The sequence below is a fragment of the Rhodopseudomonas sp. NSM genome (assembly GCF_052445935.1).
Classification (GTDB): domain Bacteria; phylum Pseudomonadota; class Alphaproteobacteria; order Rhizobiales; family Xanthobacteraceae; genus Rhodopseudomonas.
The window spans coordinates 254465-269864 of sequence record NZ_JBQTCH010000004.1 but is presented as its reverse complement, the minus strand read 5'-3'; the positions used below and the strand labels follow the sequence as shown (position 1 = coordinate 269864).

Annotated in this window: 14 protein-coding genes and 1 other RNA gene; 13 read left to right on the top strand and 2 right to left on the bottom strand. The window is 67.4% G+C overall.

From position 1 onward, the window contains the following. Position 1 precedes the first annotated feature (1 nt). The 11 genes from ACTZWT_RS13185 (at position 2) to ACTZWT_RS13135 (ending at position 12841) form a co-directional block, all read left to right on the top strand. Positions 2–997 (top strand): efflux RND transporter periplasmic adaptor subunit, encoded by a 996-nt coding sequence (locus tag ACTZWT_RS13185; RefSeq protein WP_444770132.1) that lies wholly within the window; start codon positions 2–4, stop codon positions 995–997. After that, the gene (locus ACTZWT_RS13180) at positions 994–4221 is read left to right on the top strand and encodes an efflux RND transporter permease subunit (RefSeq protein ID WP_444770131.1); all 3228 of its coding nucleotides are present in this window, start codon (positions 994–996) and stop codon (positions 4219–4221) included. Before ACTZWT_RS13185 ends, ACTZWT_RS13180 begins: the two co-directional genes overlap by 4 nt. A 61-nt stretch (positions 4222–4282) precedes the next feature. Next, positions 4283–4933 (top strand): DsbA family protein, encoded by a 651-nt coding sequence (locus ACTZWT_RS13175; RefSeq protein WP_444770130.1) that lies wholly within the window; start codon positions 4283–4285, stop codon positions 4931–4933. A 226-nt stretch (positions 4934–5159) separates the two neighbouring features. Continuing rightward, positions 5160–5447: a hypothetical protein gene (locus ACTZWT_RS13170; protein ID WP_444770129.1), complete on the top strand. Its 288-nt coding sequence runs from the start codon at positions 5160–5162 to the stop codon at positions 5445–5447. Between the two features lie 4 nt (positions 5448–5451). Continuing rightward, the gene (locus ACTZWT_RS13165) at positions 5452–6717 is read left to right on the top strand and encodes a ferric reductase-like transmembrane domain-containing protein (protein WP_444770128.1); all 1266 of its coding nucleotides are present in this window, start codon (positions 5452–5454) and stop codon (positions 6715–6717) included. Beyond that, the gene (locus ACTZWT_RS13160) at positions 6714–7085 is read left to right on the top strand and encodes a cytochrome b5 domain-containing protein (protein WP_444770127.1); all 372 of its coding nucleotides are present in this window, start codon (positions 6714–6716) and stop codon (positions 7083–7085) included. Before ACTZWT_RS13165 ends, ACTZWT_RS13160 begins: the two co-directional genes overlap by 4 nt. A gap of 167 nt (positions 7086–7252) precedes the next feature. Continuing rightward, positions 7253–8359, top strand: a complete 1107-nt coding sequence (locus tag ACTZWT_RS13155) for an efflux RND transporter periplasmic adaptor subunit (RefSeq protein WP_444770126.1) — start codon at positions 7253–7255, stop codon at positions 8357–8359. Next, positions 8360–11440 (top strand): efflux RND transporter permease subunit, encoded by a 3081-nt coding sequence (locus ACTZWT_RS13150; RefSeq protein WP_444770125.1) that lies wholly within the window; start codon positions 8360–8362, stop codon positions 11438–11440. It begins immediately after the preceding gene. Next, a complete protein-coding gene (locus tag ACTZWT_RS13145; RefSeq protein ID WP_444770124.1) occupies positions 11437–11742 on the top strand; it encodes a DUF3240 family protein in 306 nt (101 codons plus the stop codon). The genes ACTZWT_RS13150 and ACTZWT_RS13145 overlap by 4 nt, the downstream gene beginning before the upstream one ends. 203 nt (positions 11743–11945) lie before the next feature. After that, positions 11946–12422 (top strand): methyltransferase family protein, encoded by a 477-nt coding sequence (locus ACTZWT_RS13140; RefSeq protein ID WP_444770123.1) that lies wholly within the window; start codon positions 11946–11948, stop codon positions 12420–12422. A gap of 26 nt (positions 12423–12448) precedes the next feature. Then, a complete protein-coding gene (locus ACTZWT_RS13135) occupies positions 12449–12841 on the top strand; it encodes a rhodanese-like domain-containing protein (protein ID WP_444770122.1) in 393 nt (130 codons plus the stop codon). Positions 12842–13098: 257 nt separating this feature from the next. Here ACTZWT_RS13135 and ACTZWT_RS13130 read toward each other — a convergent pair whose 3' ends face one another. Together ACTZWT_RS13130 and ACTZWT_RS13125 are read right to left on the bottom strand one after the other, a co-directional pair. Further along, the gene (locus ACTZWT_RS13130) at positions 13099–13665 is read right to left on the bottom strand and encodes a recombinase RecQ (RefSeq protein WP_444770121.1); all 567 of its coding nucleotides are present in this window, start codon (positions 13663–13665) and stop codon (positions 13099–13101) included. A 287-nt stretch (positions 13666–13952) separates the two neighbouring features. Then, positions 13953–14411 carry a hypothetical protein gene (locus ACTZWT_RS13125; protein ID WP_444770120.1) on the bottom strand — a complete coding sequence of 153 codons (459 nt, stop codon included), beginning with the start codon at positions 14409–14411 and terminating at the stop codon, positions 13953–13955. 180 nt (positions 14412–14591) lie between these two features. Between ACTZWT_RS13125 and ssrS the strand changes: the two genes are divergently transcribed. Beyond that, positions 14592–14751, top strand: a non-coding RNA gene (gene ssrS, locus ACTZWT_RS13120) — 6S RNA. 61 nt (positions 14752–14812) lie between these two features. Further along, the gene (locus tag ACTZWT_RS13115) at positions 14813–15400 is read left to right on the top strand and encodes a 5-formyltetrahydrofolate cyclo-ligase (RefSeq protein ID WP_444770119.1); all 588 of its coding nucleotides are present in this window, start codon (positions 14813–14815) and stop codon (positions 15398–15400) included.

The following is a 15400-nucleotide window of genomic DNA, read 5'->3' as shown; positions in this document are numbered from 1 at the left end:
CATGCGTATTCGCGGATTGATCACGAGCGGCGCCCTCGCCGCGATCCTGCTCGGCGCGGCCGCGGCGCAAGCCGCGACGCTGACGGTGGCGGAGCAGAAGGTGTCGGACGAGAAGGCGGTGTTCGCCACCGTCGAGAGCACCAGCGTGGTGCCGGCGCGCAGCCGGATCGGCGGCACCGTGATCGCGCTCAAGGTCCGCGAGGGCGACAGCGTCACCCGCGGCCAGGAAATCGCGACGATCGGCGACGACAAGCTGACGCTGCAGATGAATTCGCTCGACGCGCAGATGCAGGCGCTGATGGCGCAGGCGTCGCAGGCGCAGCTCGATTTCGACCGCACCAACGGGCTGGTCGAGCGCGGCACGCTGCCGCGCACCAAGCTCGACGAGGCGCGCACCGCGCTCAACGTCGCCGAGAACAATCTGCGCGCCAAGACCGCCGAGCGCGCGGTGGTGCAGCAGCAGTTCAAGGAAGGCCAGGTGCTGGCGCCCGACGACGGCCGCGTGCTGAAGAAGATGATCACGGTCGGCTCGGTGGTGCTGCAGGGCGACACCATCGTCACGGTGGCGCAGCAGCACTACAAGCTGCGGCTGCGGGTGCCGGAGCGGCACGCGCGATTCCTCAAGGCCGGCGACAGGGTGCGGGTCGACGGCGCCGAATTCGGCGACCACACCGCGAAATTCGGCACCATCGATCTGGTCTATCCACTGATCGAGGACGGCCGCGTCGTCGCCGATGCGACCGTCGAGGGGCTCGGCCAGTATTTCGTCGGCGACCGGCTGCGGGTGTGGATCTCCGGCGGCGATCGCCCGGCCTTCGTCATTCCGTCGCGCTACATCCGGACCGAATTCGGCATCGACTACGTCCAGCTCGGCGAGCCGGGCAAGACCGTCGCGGTGCCGGTGCAGCGCGGCCGCGATCATCCCACGCCCGAGATGCCGGACGGGCTCGAGATCCTCTCGGGCCTGCGCAATGGTGACAGGTTGGTGCAGCCGTGAATCTCGGAATCTCAGGCCGCCTGACCAAGGCCACCATCCAATCGCCGCTGACGCCGCTGTTCCTGCTGGCCTCGCTCGTCGTCGGGCTGTTCGCGCTGGTCGCGATCCCGCGCGAGGAGGAGCCGCAGATCAGCGTGCCGATGGTCGACATCCGCATCAATGCCGACGGCCTGCACGGCCCCGACGCGGTGGAGCTGGTGACCAAGCCGCTGGAGGCCATCGTCAAGGGCATCGACGGCGTCGAACACGTCTACAGCCAGACCGAAGACGATCGCGTCATCGTCACCGCGCGGTTCCTGGTCGGCACCAAGGCCGAGGATGCGATCCTGCGCGTCCACGAGAAGATCCGCGCCAATCTCGACCGGATTCCGGTCGGCATTCCCGAGCCGCTGATCGTCGGCCGCGGCATCAACGACGTCGCTATCACGGTGCTGACGCTGTCGCCGAAGCCGGAGGCGGCCAGCCGCTGGACCGACAAGGACCTCTACGAAGTCGCCGACAAGCTGCGCGCCGAACTGATGAAGGTCGAGAATATCGGCCTGACCTACATCTCCGGCGGCGGCGCGCAGCAGATCCGGGTCGAGCCCGATCCGGAGAAGCTGTCGCTGTACGGCGTGACGCTGCAGCAGCTCGTCGCCAAGGTGAAGGACGCCAATCGCTCGTTCCTCGCCGGCTCGGCGCGCGACGGCGGCGAGATGCGCAGCGTCTCGGCCGGGCAGACGCTGATGGGGATTCCCGACATCGGCCTGCTGCTGATCGCCACCCGCGACAACCGCCCGGTCTACGTCAAGGACGTCGCCTCGGTGATCGTCGGCCCGAATGCCGCCGAGCACCGGGTGTGGAACGATGCCCGCCGCGACGACGGCACTTGGGACCGCGTGCCCGCGGTCAGCGTCGCGCTCGCCAAGCGCGCCGGCGCCAACGCCGTGGTGGCGTCGCACGACATCAAGGCGCGGCTGGCCGCGCTCGAAGGGACGCTGATCCCGGACGACGTCGCCGTCACCGTGACGCGCGACTACGGCGAGACCGCCAACGAGAAGGCCAACGAGCTGCTGCTGCATCTCGGCATCGCCACGATCTCGATCGTGGTGCTGATCGCGATCGCGATCGGCTGGCGCGAGGCGGTGGTGACCGCGGTGGTGATCCCGACCACGATCCTGCTGACGCTCTTTGCCGCCAATCTGATGGGCTACACCATCAACCGCGTCAGCCTGTTCGCGCTGATCTTCTCCATCGGTATCCTGGTCGACGACGCCATCGTGGTCGTCGAGAACATCGCCCGGCACTGGGGGATGAAGGACGGCCGGCCTCGGCTGCAGGCCACCATCGAGGCGGTGGCCGAAGTCGGCAATCCCACCGTGATCGCGACGCTGACGGTGGTCGCGGCGCTGCTGCCGATGCTGTTCGTGTCCGGGCTGATGGGCCCCTATATGGCGCCGATCCCGGCCAATGCCTCGGCTGCGATGCTGTTCTCGTTCTTCGTCGCGATGGTGGTGGCGCCGTGGCTGATGCTGAAGCTCGCACCGCGCGAGGGCGCCGTCGCCGCGCATGATGCGCACGACGAGGGCCGGCTCGGCCGGCTGTATCGCCGCATCGCCTCGCCGATCGTCGCCAGCAAGCGCGCATCGTGGATCTTCCTGCTCGGCGTCGGCATCGCCACACTGGCCTCGATGGTGCTGTTTTACACCAAGTCGGTGACGGTGAAGCTGCTGCCGTTCGACAACAAGAGCGAGATCGCGGTGGTGCTCGATCTGCCGGAGGGCGCGACGCTGGAAGACACCGAGCGGACGCTGTTCGCCGCCGCCGACATCGCCCGTGGTCTCCCGGAAATCACCTCGGTGCAGAGCTACGCCGGCACGCCGGCGCCGTACAATTTCAACGGCCTAGTGCGCCAGTATTACTTGCGCGAACGCCCCGAGCTCGGCGAATTGCAGGTCAATCTCGCCGCGCGCGGCGATCGTTCGCGCCCCAGTCACGCCATCGCGCTCGATCTGCGCGAGCGGCTGAAGGCGCTGTCGGTCCCGGCCGGCACCAGTCTCAAGGTCGTCGAAGTGCCGCCCGGCCCGCCGGTGATGGCGACGCTGCTCGCCGAGATCTACGGCCCCGACGCCGCGACGCGGCGCGCGGTCACCGCGGAGGTGAAGAAGATCTTCAAGGACGTGCCGTTCATCGTCGATATCGACGATTCGATCGGCCAGCCGCGGCCGCGACTGCGGCTGTCGATCGATCAGGACCGACTGGAGTTCTTCGGCGTCGAGCAGAAGGACGTCTACGACACCATCCAGACGCTGTTCGGCGGCACCTCGATCGGCTACTCGCATCGCGGCGAGGACCGCAACCCGATCGCCATCAACGTCGCCCTGCCGAAGCGCGACCTGGTCTGGAACGAGGCGCTGGCGTCGACGCCGGTGCCGGCCAACACGCTGCCGGGCGCCAAGACCGTGGTCGAGCTCGGCCAATTGGTGAAGGCTGTCCGCGAAGTCGGCTCGCCGCTGATCTTCCGCCGCGACGGCCGCTTCGCCGACATGGTGATGGCCGAACTCGCCGGCAAATTCGAAGCGCCGCTGTACGGCATTCTCGAAGTCGACAAGCGCATCGAGGCGCATGATTGGGGCAAGCTGCCGAAGCCGGCGATCAGCCTGCACGGCCAGCCGTCCGACGAATCCCGTCCGACGCTGCTGTGGGACGGCGAGTGGGAGATCACCTGGGTGACGTTCCGCGACATGGGCGCGGCGTTCGGCGCGGCGATCGTCGGCATCTACGTGCTGGTGGTGGCGCAGTTCAAGAGCTTCAAGCTGCCGCTGGTGATCCTGACGCCGATCCCGCTGACGCTGATCGGCATCCTGATCGGCCACTGGCTGCTCGGCGCGCCGTTCACCGCCACCTCGATGATCGGCTTCATCGCGCTCGCCGGCATCATCGTGCGCAACTCGATCCTGCTGGTGGATTTCATCCGCCATTCCGGCGGCGAGGGCAAAACCTTGCGAGAGGTGGTGCTGCAGGCCGGCGCGGTGCGGTTCAAGCCGATCCTATTAACCGCGCTGGCGGCGATGATCGGGGCGGCGACGATTCTGCTCGATCCGATCTTCCAGGGGCTGGCGATCTCGCTGCTGTTCGGGCTGGCGTCCTCGACGCTGCTGACGGTGCTGGTGATTCCGGCGATCTACATCGTGCTGCGCGACAAATCGCCGACTCCGCCCGCCGTTCCGGTGGCAAAGGGATAGCATCGACGGCCGATCCGGGGCAGAAAGGTCCAATCCTCCAAGATGGATTGGAACCCTGACGATGATCACCCGACGATCGGCGCTGATGACGGCCCTGTCGCTCGCGCCGGCGCTGGCCGCGTCGAAAGCGTGGGCGGCGCCGGGCGCGCCGGCGTCGGACGACAACGTGCTGTCGACCGAGGCGGTGCTGCACGACCCGGACATTCCGGTCGCCGGCAATCCCGACGGTGATATCACCATCGTCGAATGGTCGGACTATCGCTGTCCTTACTGCAAGAAGGTCGCTCCCGATCTCAGGCAGGTCGTGAAGGACGACGGCAAGGTTCGTCTGGTGCTGAAGGACTGGCCGATCTTCGGCGGCATCTCGGTCGATGCGGCCAAGATGGTGCTGGCGTCGAAATATCAGGGCAAGTTCTTCGAAGCGCACGACGCGCTGATCGGCAGCACGGCCAAGCTCACGGCCTCCGGCATCACCGAACTGCTCGGCGCCGGCGGCGTCGATGTCGCGCGCGCGACGAAGGATCTGGAAGCCAACGGCGCGGCGATCGAGGCGATTCTGGCGCGCAGCGACGCACAGGCCAAGGCGTTCGGCTTCCAGGGCACGCCGGCCTTCATCGTCGGCCGCTTCCGGGTGCCGGGTGTGCTCGACGTCGCGATGTTCAAGCAGGCGATCAAGGACGCCCGCGCAGCGGCGGCGCAACAGAAGAAGTAGTTCTGCTCCACCCTCGCCCCGTCATTGCGAGGAGCGAAGCGACGAAGCAATCCAGCGCCGTGCATTGCGCTTCTGGATTGCTTCGCCTTCGGCTCGCAATGACGGGAAGGGTGCAGGCGATAAAGCGCTGAGCTTGATTTGAGTCATCCTCGCGGAGGAAATCGTGCTCTAATCTGGCACGTCGCACCGCAGCAGCAGGATCATGATCATGCCCTGCAGACCATCCTTGTCCAGCTTCGCCGCAACGATGTCGTTGATCGGTTTCGTGGTCTTGATCGGGCCGGCGCACGCCGCGCCTTGGCGCGCCGATGAGGGCAATACCCGCGGCTGGATGCTGATGTCGCCGCAGGAGCGCATCGCACATCAGGCGCGGGTGCGCGGCTTCACCGATTACGATTCCTGCGAAGCCTATCGTGCCGAGCATCACGCCTTGATGGTGCAGCGCGCGCGCGAGCGCGGTCTCGATCTGCCGGGCGGTCATTGGGATTTCTGCAGCCGCCTGAAGCGGGATTGAGCCAATGGCATCCCCCGCAGCGGCGCTTCAACGCTGGTCGATCCCGCTGCTCAGCTTTGTGGTGCCGCTCGGCTTCGTCGTGTGGGCGTTTCCCACAGGCCTCGCTCCGCTCCGCGCCGCCGGCATAGTCACCGGCTGGCTCGGTTGCGGGCTGCTGCTGGTGAGCCTGCTACTGATGCTGCGCGAGCCGCGGCTCGCCTATTGGCTCGGCGGGCTGGAGCGGATGTATCGCTGGCATCACCTCACCGGCGTCGCCGCCTATGTATTGCTGCTGCTGCATCCGCTGGCGCTTGCCGCCGGCAATCTTTCCGCGTCGCCGCGGCTCGCCTGGCAGACGTTGTCGCCGGCCACGGAGAGCTGGCAGGTGTGGTCGGGCTGGCTCGGCCTGCTGCTGCTGATGGTCGGCCTCGCCACCACCTTCACCCCGAGCATCCGCTACGGCCTGTGGCGCTGGCTGCACGCGCTGCTCGGCATCGGCGTGGTGATCGGGCTGGTGCATCTGATCCTGCTCGGCATCGACGAGCCGGTGCTGCCGATCCTCGCCGCGGCGGCAGGCATCCTCGGCTGGCGGCTGCTGCGCGGCGATCTCGGACTCGCAGCGCGGCCCTACGCCGTCGCGGCGGTGCGCAAGCTGACCCCGCATTCGGTCGAGATCGAATTGCGCCCGCTGGCCGATCCGGTGACCGTCACCGCCGGCCAGTTCGTCCTCGTCGAATTCGCGAACGGCCCGGTCTACCGCGGCTGCGGTGAATTCCACCCCTTCACCATCAGCGCGATCGATCGCGACGGCGCGCTGCGTCTCGCGGTGAAAGCGCTCGGCGATTGCACCCGGCGGATGCTGTCGATCGAGCCCGGCGTCGCGGCGCGGGTGATCGGCGGCTTCGGCGGCCTGCTCGGCGAGGCCGGCACCGCGCCGCAATTGTGGATCGCCGGCGGAATCGGCGTCACGCCATTCGTCGCTGTGCTGAACGATGCCAAACTACGCCGGCCGACCCAGCTATTGTATCTCTTTCGCAGCGATGCCGACGCGACCTATCTGGCGGAACTGCGCGCGATCGCGGCGTCGGATCCGCAACTGACGCTGCACACGGTCGCGACCGGCGACGATCTGCCCGATCTCGACCGCCTGCTGCCCGCTGCCAGCGAGCTGTCAGGTGTGGAGTGCTATCTGTGCGGTCCGCCGGGGCTGGTTGTCGCGTTGCAGCAGGCGCTCGGCGCGCGCGGCGTCGCCGCCCAGCACATCCACTTCGAAAACTTCGAGTTCAGATGATGCGCAGATTGTATTTCGCCTCCACCGCGACGTTCTGGATCGCCGTACTCGGCTTCTGGGCCGGCAGTGCGCTGACGCCGGGCGCCCGACAGCCGGCGGTCGCCGCCGAACGCGACATCACGGCGGCCGAACTCGCCCGCCACGCCACCCCCGCCGATTGCTGGATGGCGATCCGCGGCGGCGTCTATGATCTCACCGGCTATCTGCCGGACCATCCGTCGCGGCCATCGATCATCGAGCCGTGGTGCGGCAAGGAGGCGACCGACGCCTACAACACCAAGAGCAAGGGCCGCGCCCATTCGGGCGAAGCCGATGCCCTGCTGCCGAAATACCGGATCGGCCGCTTCGTCCCCGGCAGCGCGCAATAAGACTGGTTTGCAGTTGGCGCCCACGGCCCCGCAGGCTGTTGCGTGACGGGCGGCGTCAGCATTCTGTCAGGCGATCAGGCCTAGAACCGGGCTGGTCGCAAAGGCTGCGGGAGCCTGCGCGCCGTCGGCCGACCGCCGGCCAAGCCAGCGAGATTCCAAGATACCCCATGCGCCGCCATTCGCCCATCGCCATCGCCTGTCTCGCTGCGCTGCTCGCCTGCGGCGTCGCGCGCGCCGGCGATGAGCTGCCGATCTCTCCGGTGCAGGCCGAGCGCGTCGGCATCGAGACTTCGCCGCTGGAGCAGCAGCCGGTCGCCGTGGGCCTCAGCTTCCCCGGCAAGATCACCGTGCCGCCGGATCGCACCCGGCTGATGAATGCGCCGTTCGGCGGCCGGATCGAGCGCCTGCTGGTGCGCACCGACAGCGCCGTCAAGGCCGGCGACGTGCTGGCCGAGCTGCAGAGCCCGGCGCTGGCGCACGCCCAGGCCGAATATCTCGTCGCCTACAACAAAGAGGGTCTGCTGAAGACCAATCTCGACCGCGAGGAGCAGCTCGCGCCCTACGGCGCGGTGCCGAAGAAGCAGGTCATCATCACCCGGAACGAATACGACCAGGCCCGCGCCACCGCGGCCGAGCGCCGCCAGGCGCTGTCGCATGTCGGCATGACCGAGCCGCAGATCGACAAGCTGACGTCGAGCCAGAAGCTCGATCCGAAGCTGACGCTGATCTCGCCGATCGACGGCGTGGTGCTGGAGAGCGCGACGATGCCGGGCCAGACCGTCGAGGCGCTGGCGCCGGTGTTCAGGCTGGCGCAGCTGTCGCCGCTGTGGGTCGAGATCCAGGTGCCGGCGCTGCGTGCCGAGCAGTTCGCCGTCGGCGCCCGCGTCACCGTGCGCGGCCACGATTGCGTCGGCCGCGTGGTGTCGATCGGCTCGAGCGTCGAGCCGACCTCGCAGACCGTGATCGTCCGCGCCGAATTCGACGAGCCCGATCCGGATCTGCGCCCGGGGCAGATGATCGAGGCGCAGATCACGTCGGCGACCAGCGGCGAAAGCGAATGGCGGGTGCGCACCGGCGCGATGGTGCGGCGCGGCGGCGACGCCTTCGTGTTCGTGCAGACCTCGGGCGGCTTCGTCGCCACCCCGGTGAAGATCCGCGAGGAGCTGCCGCAATTCGCCGTGGTCAGCGGCAGCTTCCGCGGCGACGAGCGGATCGCGGTGCGCGGCCTGGCTGCGCTGAAGGGCGCCTGGCAAGGTCTCGGCGGGGTCGAGTAGATGCTCGCGCGTCTGGTCGAGTTCTCGCTCGCGCATCGCCTGCTGGTGGTGCTCGCCACGCTGCTGCTGATCGGCGCCGGCATCTACGCCGTGCGCGGCCTGCCGATCGACGCCTTCCCGGACGTCTCGCCGGTGCAGGTCAAGATCATCATGAAGGCGCCTGGCATGACGCCCGAGGAGGTCGAGACCAGGGTGACGATGCCGCTCGAGCTGGAAATGCTCGGCATCCCCAACAAGACCATCCTGCGCTCGACCACCAAATACGGCCTCGCCGACGTCACCATCGATTTCGCCGATGGCGTCGACATCTACTGGGCGCGCAACCAGGTCGCCGAGCGGCTCGCCTCCGCGATGAAGGACATGCCGGACGGCCTCACCGGCGGGATGGCGCCGATCACCACGCCGCTCGGCGAGATGTTCATGTTCACCATCGCCGGCGGCGACCTGTCGCTGGCCGAACGGCGCACGCTGCTCGACTGGACCATCCGCCCCGCGCTGCGCACGCTGCCGGGCGTCGCCGACGTCAATTCGCTCGGCGGCTATGTCCGCTCCTTCGAGATCGTGCCGGACAATCTGGCGATGGCGTCACGCGGCATTTCGATCGACATGCTGGAGAAGGCGATCAAGGCCAACAACCGCAATGGCGGCGCCGGCCGACTGTCCGCCGGCGAGGAAGTGCTGCTGGTCCGCGTCGACGGCCAGGTCCGCACGCTCGAGGATCTTCGCAACATCGTGCTCGCCTCGCGCGACGGCGGCATGGTGCGGGTGCGCGACGTCGCCGAGGTGCGGATCGGCAGCATCACACGCTCCGGCGCGGTGACCCGCGACGGCGACAGCGAGGCGGTGCAGGGGCTGGTGCTCGGCCTGCGCGGCGCCAATGCCCGCAACGTCGTCGACGGCGTCCGCGCCAAATTCGCGGAGCTCGCGCCGACGCTGCCGCCGGGCGTGACGCTCGACGTGTTCTACGATCGCGGCGATCTGGTCGGCCGCGCCATCGGCACGGTGTCGAAATCGCTGCTCGAAGCCACCGTGCTGGTGATCCTGCTGCTGATCCTGTTCCTCGGCGACTGGCGCGCCGCTCTGGTGGTGGCGCTGACGCTGCCATTGTCGGCGCTCGCCACCTTCGTGCTGATGCGCTGGGCCGGGATGTCCGCCAATCTGATGAGTCTGGGCGGTCTCGCGGTCGCGATCGGCATGCTGATCGACGCCGCGGTGGTGGTCGTCGAAAACATCGTGTCGCATCTGGCGGAGGATCGCCACGGCGCGCGGGTGCCGCTGCTGCACCGGATCAATCAGGCGCTGCGCGAGGTCATGGTGCCGGTGACGTCGGGCATCGCCATCATCGTCATCGTGTTCCTGCCGCTGCTGACGCTGCAGGGGCTCGAAGGCAAGCTGTTCATCCCGGTGGCGCTGACGATCGTGTTCGCGCTCGCCTCGTCGCTGCTGCTGGCGCTGACGGTGGTCCCGGTGCTGGCCTCGCTGCTGCTACGCACCTCCGGCCATCACGACACCTGGCTGGTGCGCAAGATCGGCGCGGCCTATGCGCCGGTGTTGCATTTCGCGTTGCGCCGCGAAAAGGCGGTGCTGGCGGTCGCGGTGCTGGCGCTGGTCGCGACCGGCTTCGCCTATGTCCAGCTCGGCAAGATCTTCATGCCGACGATGGAGGAAGGCACGCCGATCATCAGCGTCGAGAAACTGCCCTCGGTGAGCCTGGAGGCAAGCGTCGATCTCGACCTGAAGATTCAGAAGGCGGTGATGGCGGCGGTGCCCGAGGTTTCGAGCATCGTCGCGCGCGTCGGCTCCGATGAAATCGGCCTCGACCCGATGGGGCTCAACCAGACCGATACTTACGTGATCCTGAAGCCGGCATCGGAATGGCGCCGGCCCGACGACAAGGACTGGCTGATGGGCGAGATCCGCAAGGCGCTCGCCGAATTCCCCGGCATCGGCTTCAGCTTCACCCAGCCGATCGAGATGCGCGTGCAGGAGATGATCATCGGCGCCCGCGGCGACGTCGTGGCGAAGATCTTCGGCACCGACATCGCCACGCTCAACAGCCTCGCCGAACAGATCACCGCGACGATGAAGGCGCTGAAGGGCGCCGAGGACGTCCGCACCACGCTGAACGAGGGCTTCGAGTATTACAGCGTCGGGATCGACCGGCTGCAGGCCGGACGGCTCGGGCTCGACGTCGATCAGCTCACCGCCGCGTTGCGCGCGCAGATCGAGGGCGAGGGCGTCGGCATCGTGGTCGAGCAGGGCCGTCGCACGCCGATCACCATCCGCGGCAGCGAAGCCTTGCGCGAATCGCCGGCGCGGCTCGCCGGGCTGAGCCTCGTGCTCGCCGGCGGCCAGTCGGTGCCGCTGACCAATGTCGCGCGGCTCGAGCGGATCGACGGCCCGGTCAAGATCGACCGCGAGAACGGGCAGCGGCTGGCGCTGGTGATGGGCAACGTCACCGGCCGCGACCTGGTCGGATTCGTCGACGAGGCCAAGGCCGCGGTGGCCGAGCGCGTCAAGCTGCCGGAGGGCTACCGTATCGTCTGGGGCGGCCAGTTCGAGAACCAGCAGCGCGCCGCCGCAAGGCTCGGCATCGTGGTGCCGATCGCGCTGGCACTGGTGTTTCTGCTGCTGTTCGTCACCTTCGTGTCGCTGCGGCAGGCGCTGCTGGTGTTCGTCAACATTCCGTTCGCGCTGGTCGGCGGCGTGTTCAGCCTGCTGATCTCCGGCGAATATCTGTCGGTGCCGGCCTCGGTCGGCTTCATCGCGCTGCTCGGCATCGCGGTGCTGAACGGGCTGGTGCTGGTGACGTATTTCAACACGCTGCGCAGTCAGGGCCTGCCGCCGGATCAGATCGTCGAACTCGGTGCGCAGCGGCGGCTGCGGCCGATCCTGCTCACCGCCAGCATCACCGCGTTCGGCCTGGTGCCGCTGCTGTTCGCCACCGGCCCCGGCGCCGACGTGCAGCGTCCACTCGCGATCGTGGTGATCGGCGGGCTGGTGTCGTCGACGCTGCTGACGCTGGTGATCCTGCCGGTACTGTACCGCCGCTTCGGCATTGTGGCGGAGAAGGCGGCATGAATCGCGTGGTGTTGACGCTGATCGCGCCGGCGGCGCTGAAGGAGCATCTGATCGCGGTCATGCTCGCGCACGCGCCCACCGCACAAGCCGGCCTGGTTGCGCGCGAGGTCGAGGGCTATGGCGACGGTGTCGAGTACGACAGCTCGATCGAGCGGGTCCGTGGCCATGCGCTGGCCGTCGAGATCGTGGTGGCCGGGCCGGACGAGGACATCCGCAGCCTGCTCGATCTGCTCGGCGCCGAGATGGCGCGGCGCGGCGTGACGTGGCGCATCGTCGCCACGACGGCGGCCGGAATACTCTGAACTGCGTCATCTTGCGGTCACGCGGCGGCCTCCATCGGTACCGGCGGGGTTCAGAATTATAGATAGACGAATTCGTATCTCTCGATTAGAGCACGGACGAGAGGACCGTTGCGGTTGCCGCTGCGGCGCCTCTCGCAACCGATGCGCGGGCCTTGCGCATCGTTGTCCCGGCCGTGCGTTGACGATCGAGGGCGCAAGTCACGATGACCGTTTCCGAGACCACCCGTCCCAACCGGCTGCCGTGGCCGCCGATGCTGCTGACGCTGGCGGCGCTGGCTTCGATCGGGCTCGGCATGGTGGCGCCGCTGAGCTTGCCGCGCGCGCAATCAGTCGTGCTGATCGGCTATGCGGTTGCGGGACTGGGCCTCGGTCTCGATCTGTGGGCGATCCTGACCATGCGCAGCGCCCGCACCAACATCCTGCCGCATCGCGCCGCGGACCGGCTGGTGACCTGGGGACCATTCCGCTTCAGCCGCAATCCGATCTATCTCGCCAACACGTTGTTGCTGATCGGCATCGGGCTCGGTTTCGGCAATGCGTGGTTCGTCGTGTTCGCATTGCTGTCCGCGGCGGCGGTCGATCGCCTGGCGATCCGCCGCGAGGAACGCCATCTGGCGATCAAGTTCGGCGACGACTGGATCGACTATGCGTCGAACACGCCGCGCTGGCTGATCCGATGATTGAAAGCCATTCAAGGGAGACTGCAATGACCACCAATGTGAAGCAGATGATGGAAGCCGCCAATGCGGCGGTGCCGCGGGTCACCCCGGATCAGGCGCGCGAGTTGATGGGCAAGGGCGCCGTGGTGGTCGACGTGCGCGACGCGCCCGAGGTCGAGAACAGCGGCAAGGTCGAGGGCTCGCTGCACATCTCGCGCGGCATGCTCGAGTTCCGGGCCGATCCGGACACGCCGTTTCACGACAACCGCCTCGCCAAGGACAGACCGGTGATCGTGTACTGCGCCTCCGGCGGCCGCTCGGCGCTGGCCGGCAAGGTGCTGAAGGACATGGGCTACGCCGAGGTCTACAATCTCGGCGCATTCAAGGATTGGGCCGAGGCCGGCGGCGCGATCGAAAAGCCGATCGACCGCGGCATGTGAAAGCCGTCGGTGAGTTGGTGGCGGCGCTCGCAGGGCTTGGAGCGCATCGCAACATCGAAGATGCTTTAACGGGCAATTCGTCAGCATCGCTTCGCCGCCCCGTCGTTCGTCATTCCGGGATGTGCCCTCGAGGCGCAGACCCGGAATCCAGACGTTCAGAGCATCGCGGGTAGATTCCGGGTTCGCGCTCCGCGCGCCCCGGAATGACCAACATCGATGTTGTGCGGCCGCGCTTCAGCTCAACCGACGACCAGCGCTCAGCGGCGGCTCTTCGCCTTCGAAGCGTTAGATTTCGAGGTCTTGGATTTCGAAGACTTTGCTTTTGAGACCTTGGCTTTCGAGGCCTTTGCTTTTGAGGCCTTGGCCTTCGGAGCCTTGACCTTCGATGCCTTTGCTTTCGAAGTCTTGGGTGGCGCCTTGGTCTTTGTGGTCTTGGCTCTTGCCGTCTTGGGCTTGGCGGCCTTCGACGTCGGCGTCTTGGCTGATTTAACCTTCGCCGATTTCGTCTCGCTGGTAGTCTTGCTAACCGCCTGTTTCGCGGTCTTCCTGGCCGCGCCGGTGACAGCTTTCGCAGCCTTTTTTGCGGCCTTCTTCCCAGCTTTTTTGGGCGCGCCGATCAGGCCGGCCCGGGCGGCGGTGCGCTTCTTGCGTGGCGTGCCGACGAGGCTGTGCGCTGCCCTCTTCGCGGCGGCCTTGGTAATTGCCGCCGCGCCGTCGATCATCAGGTCGATCAGGCTGTCGACCAGCGGCGGTTTGGGCGCGGTCGGCTTCGGGGTTGCGTTGCTGCCGCTCGGCGGTGCGTCGCGCCGGGTGTCATCGTCCACTGCCAGTCCTCCCGCGTTGTTTCGATCAGGTTAGCCGATTTTGCCGCGAGGAACCAAACGATGAGTCGGTCCTTGACCTCGATAAGCGAGGTACCAGCAAATGTCGGACACTATCAATTTGTTCCGGATGGCTCTGCCCGTGCTGTCCCTAATCGCACTCGCAGGCTTTGCCGTCGTCGGATTGGCGCTTCTGTTTCGTCAGTTCAGCGGACTGATCTCGCGACGTCCGCGTGTCGTCGCGACGCAACGTCACCGCGACCTGACACGACGGCGTGAGCTTCGTTAGCTCACTTCGTCAGAAACTTCCACGCCACCACGACCGCGACCAGAGCGGCGAAGATCAGCAGCGCCGGGACCGGTCTGCGGCCCGATTGCCGAGCCGGGCGGGCGCCGCGGTCGGCCGCGCGGGTGACCTGCGGCTTCGGCGGCTTCTTGAAGCGGACGACATTGTCGACCGGGGCCTCGCCGGGCTCCGCCGGCGGGGTGCGTGGTTCTGGCTCCGGCGCGTCGCCGGTGCCGCCCATGTCGCTGTAATAGGCCTGATAGGTCTCGCGCACCGCGATCGTCTTGGATTCGATCTCGCTCATCCGGTCGAGCCGTTCGCGATAGGCGTTCAGCACGGTCTGCGCGTTCTCCGGCAGGGTGTCGAAGCTGCCGAGCTTCGCCATCATCAACCAGGTGGCGAAATCGGCCTCGGCCCGGGTCCGGGCTCTGCGGGCAATCGTGGTGCTGGATTTGGCGGCCATAATAATCCGGTTGAGTAATCCGGTTGCGTCGGACGTTCCGCATCGCCCGCATTGATGGCGATCGTGGGACGGCATCCCTCAATAGCTGAAAACGGCGGCGGGCGTCAGGGGTTCGTTCCGTCGCAACGAAACGTGCAGGCGAGGCTGGCGAAGCGGCGGTATCATCGCTACATTGCGAGGGCGAGGCTGCGTTTCGCGTCAGGAGCCATATATCCCCGGGGCCTTATCGATCCTTCCGGGAACTGTCCCTGGCCGGGTCCGTGGATCCGGTCACATGGTGCCCACCTACTTTCGTAGGGAACTCCGGGATCGAGCGCTTCAACGGTCAGGTGGCTTCGCACTTTCTCCTCCCTTCCAGGCTCCCGGCTTTTCCGGCCGGCGGCCCCTGCCTATAAGCGGGGATGACCGAACTCTCAGACAGCGTCTCCAAGGATGAATTGCGCGCCGCAGCATTGGCGCGGCGGCTTGCCCTGCCGGACGAGGTCCGCGCCGCGGCCGCCGCTGCGATAGCCGTCCGGCCGCTGCCGTTTGCGGTGCCGGAGGGTGCAAATGTCGCCGGTTACGTGCCGATCCGCGGCGAGATCGATCCGTTGCCGCTGATGCGCGCGCTTCTGCTGCGTGGCGCAACGCTGGCCTTGCCGGTGGTGACCGCACCGGGCCGGCCGCTGACGTTCCGCACCTGGTCGGAGGGCGAGGCGCTGCAACGCAGTCCGCTCGGTATTCTGGAGCCGCCACCCGCCGCGCGCGAGATCGTCCCGGACATCGTGCTGGCGCCGCTCGCCGCGTTCGATGCCCTCGGCCATCGCATCGGCTACGGCGCCGGCCACTACGATCGCACGCTCGAGGCGCTGCGCCGCACAAAGCCCGTTATTGCCGCCGGGCTCGCTTTTGCCGTGCAGCAAATCGAGGCGGTGCCCGCCGCGGCCCACGACGTGGCGCTGGATTATGTGATAACGGAGCAGGGCACGCTCATTTTCCGGAGTCGATAG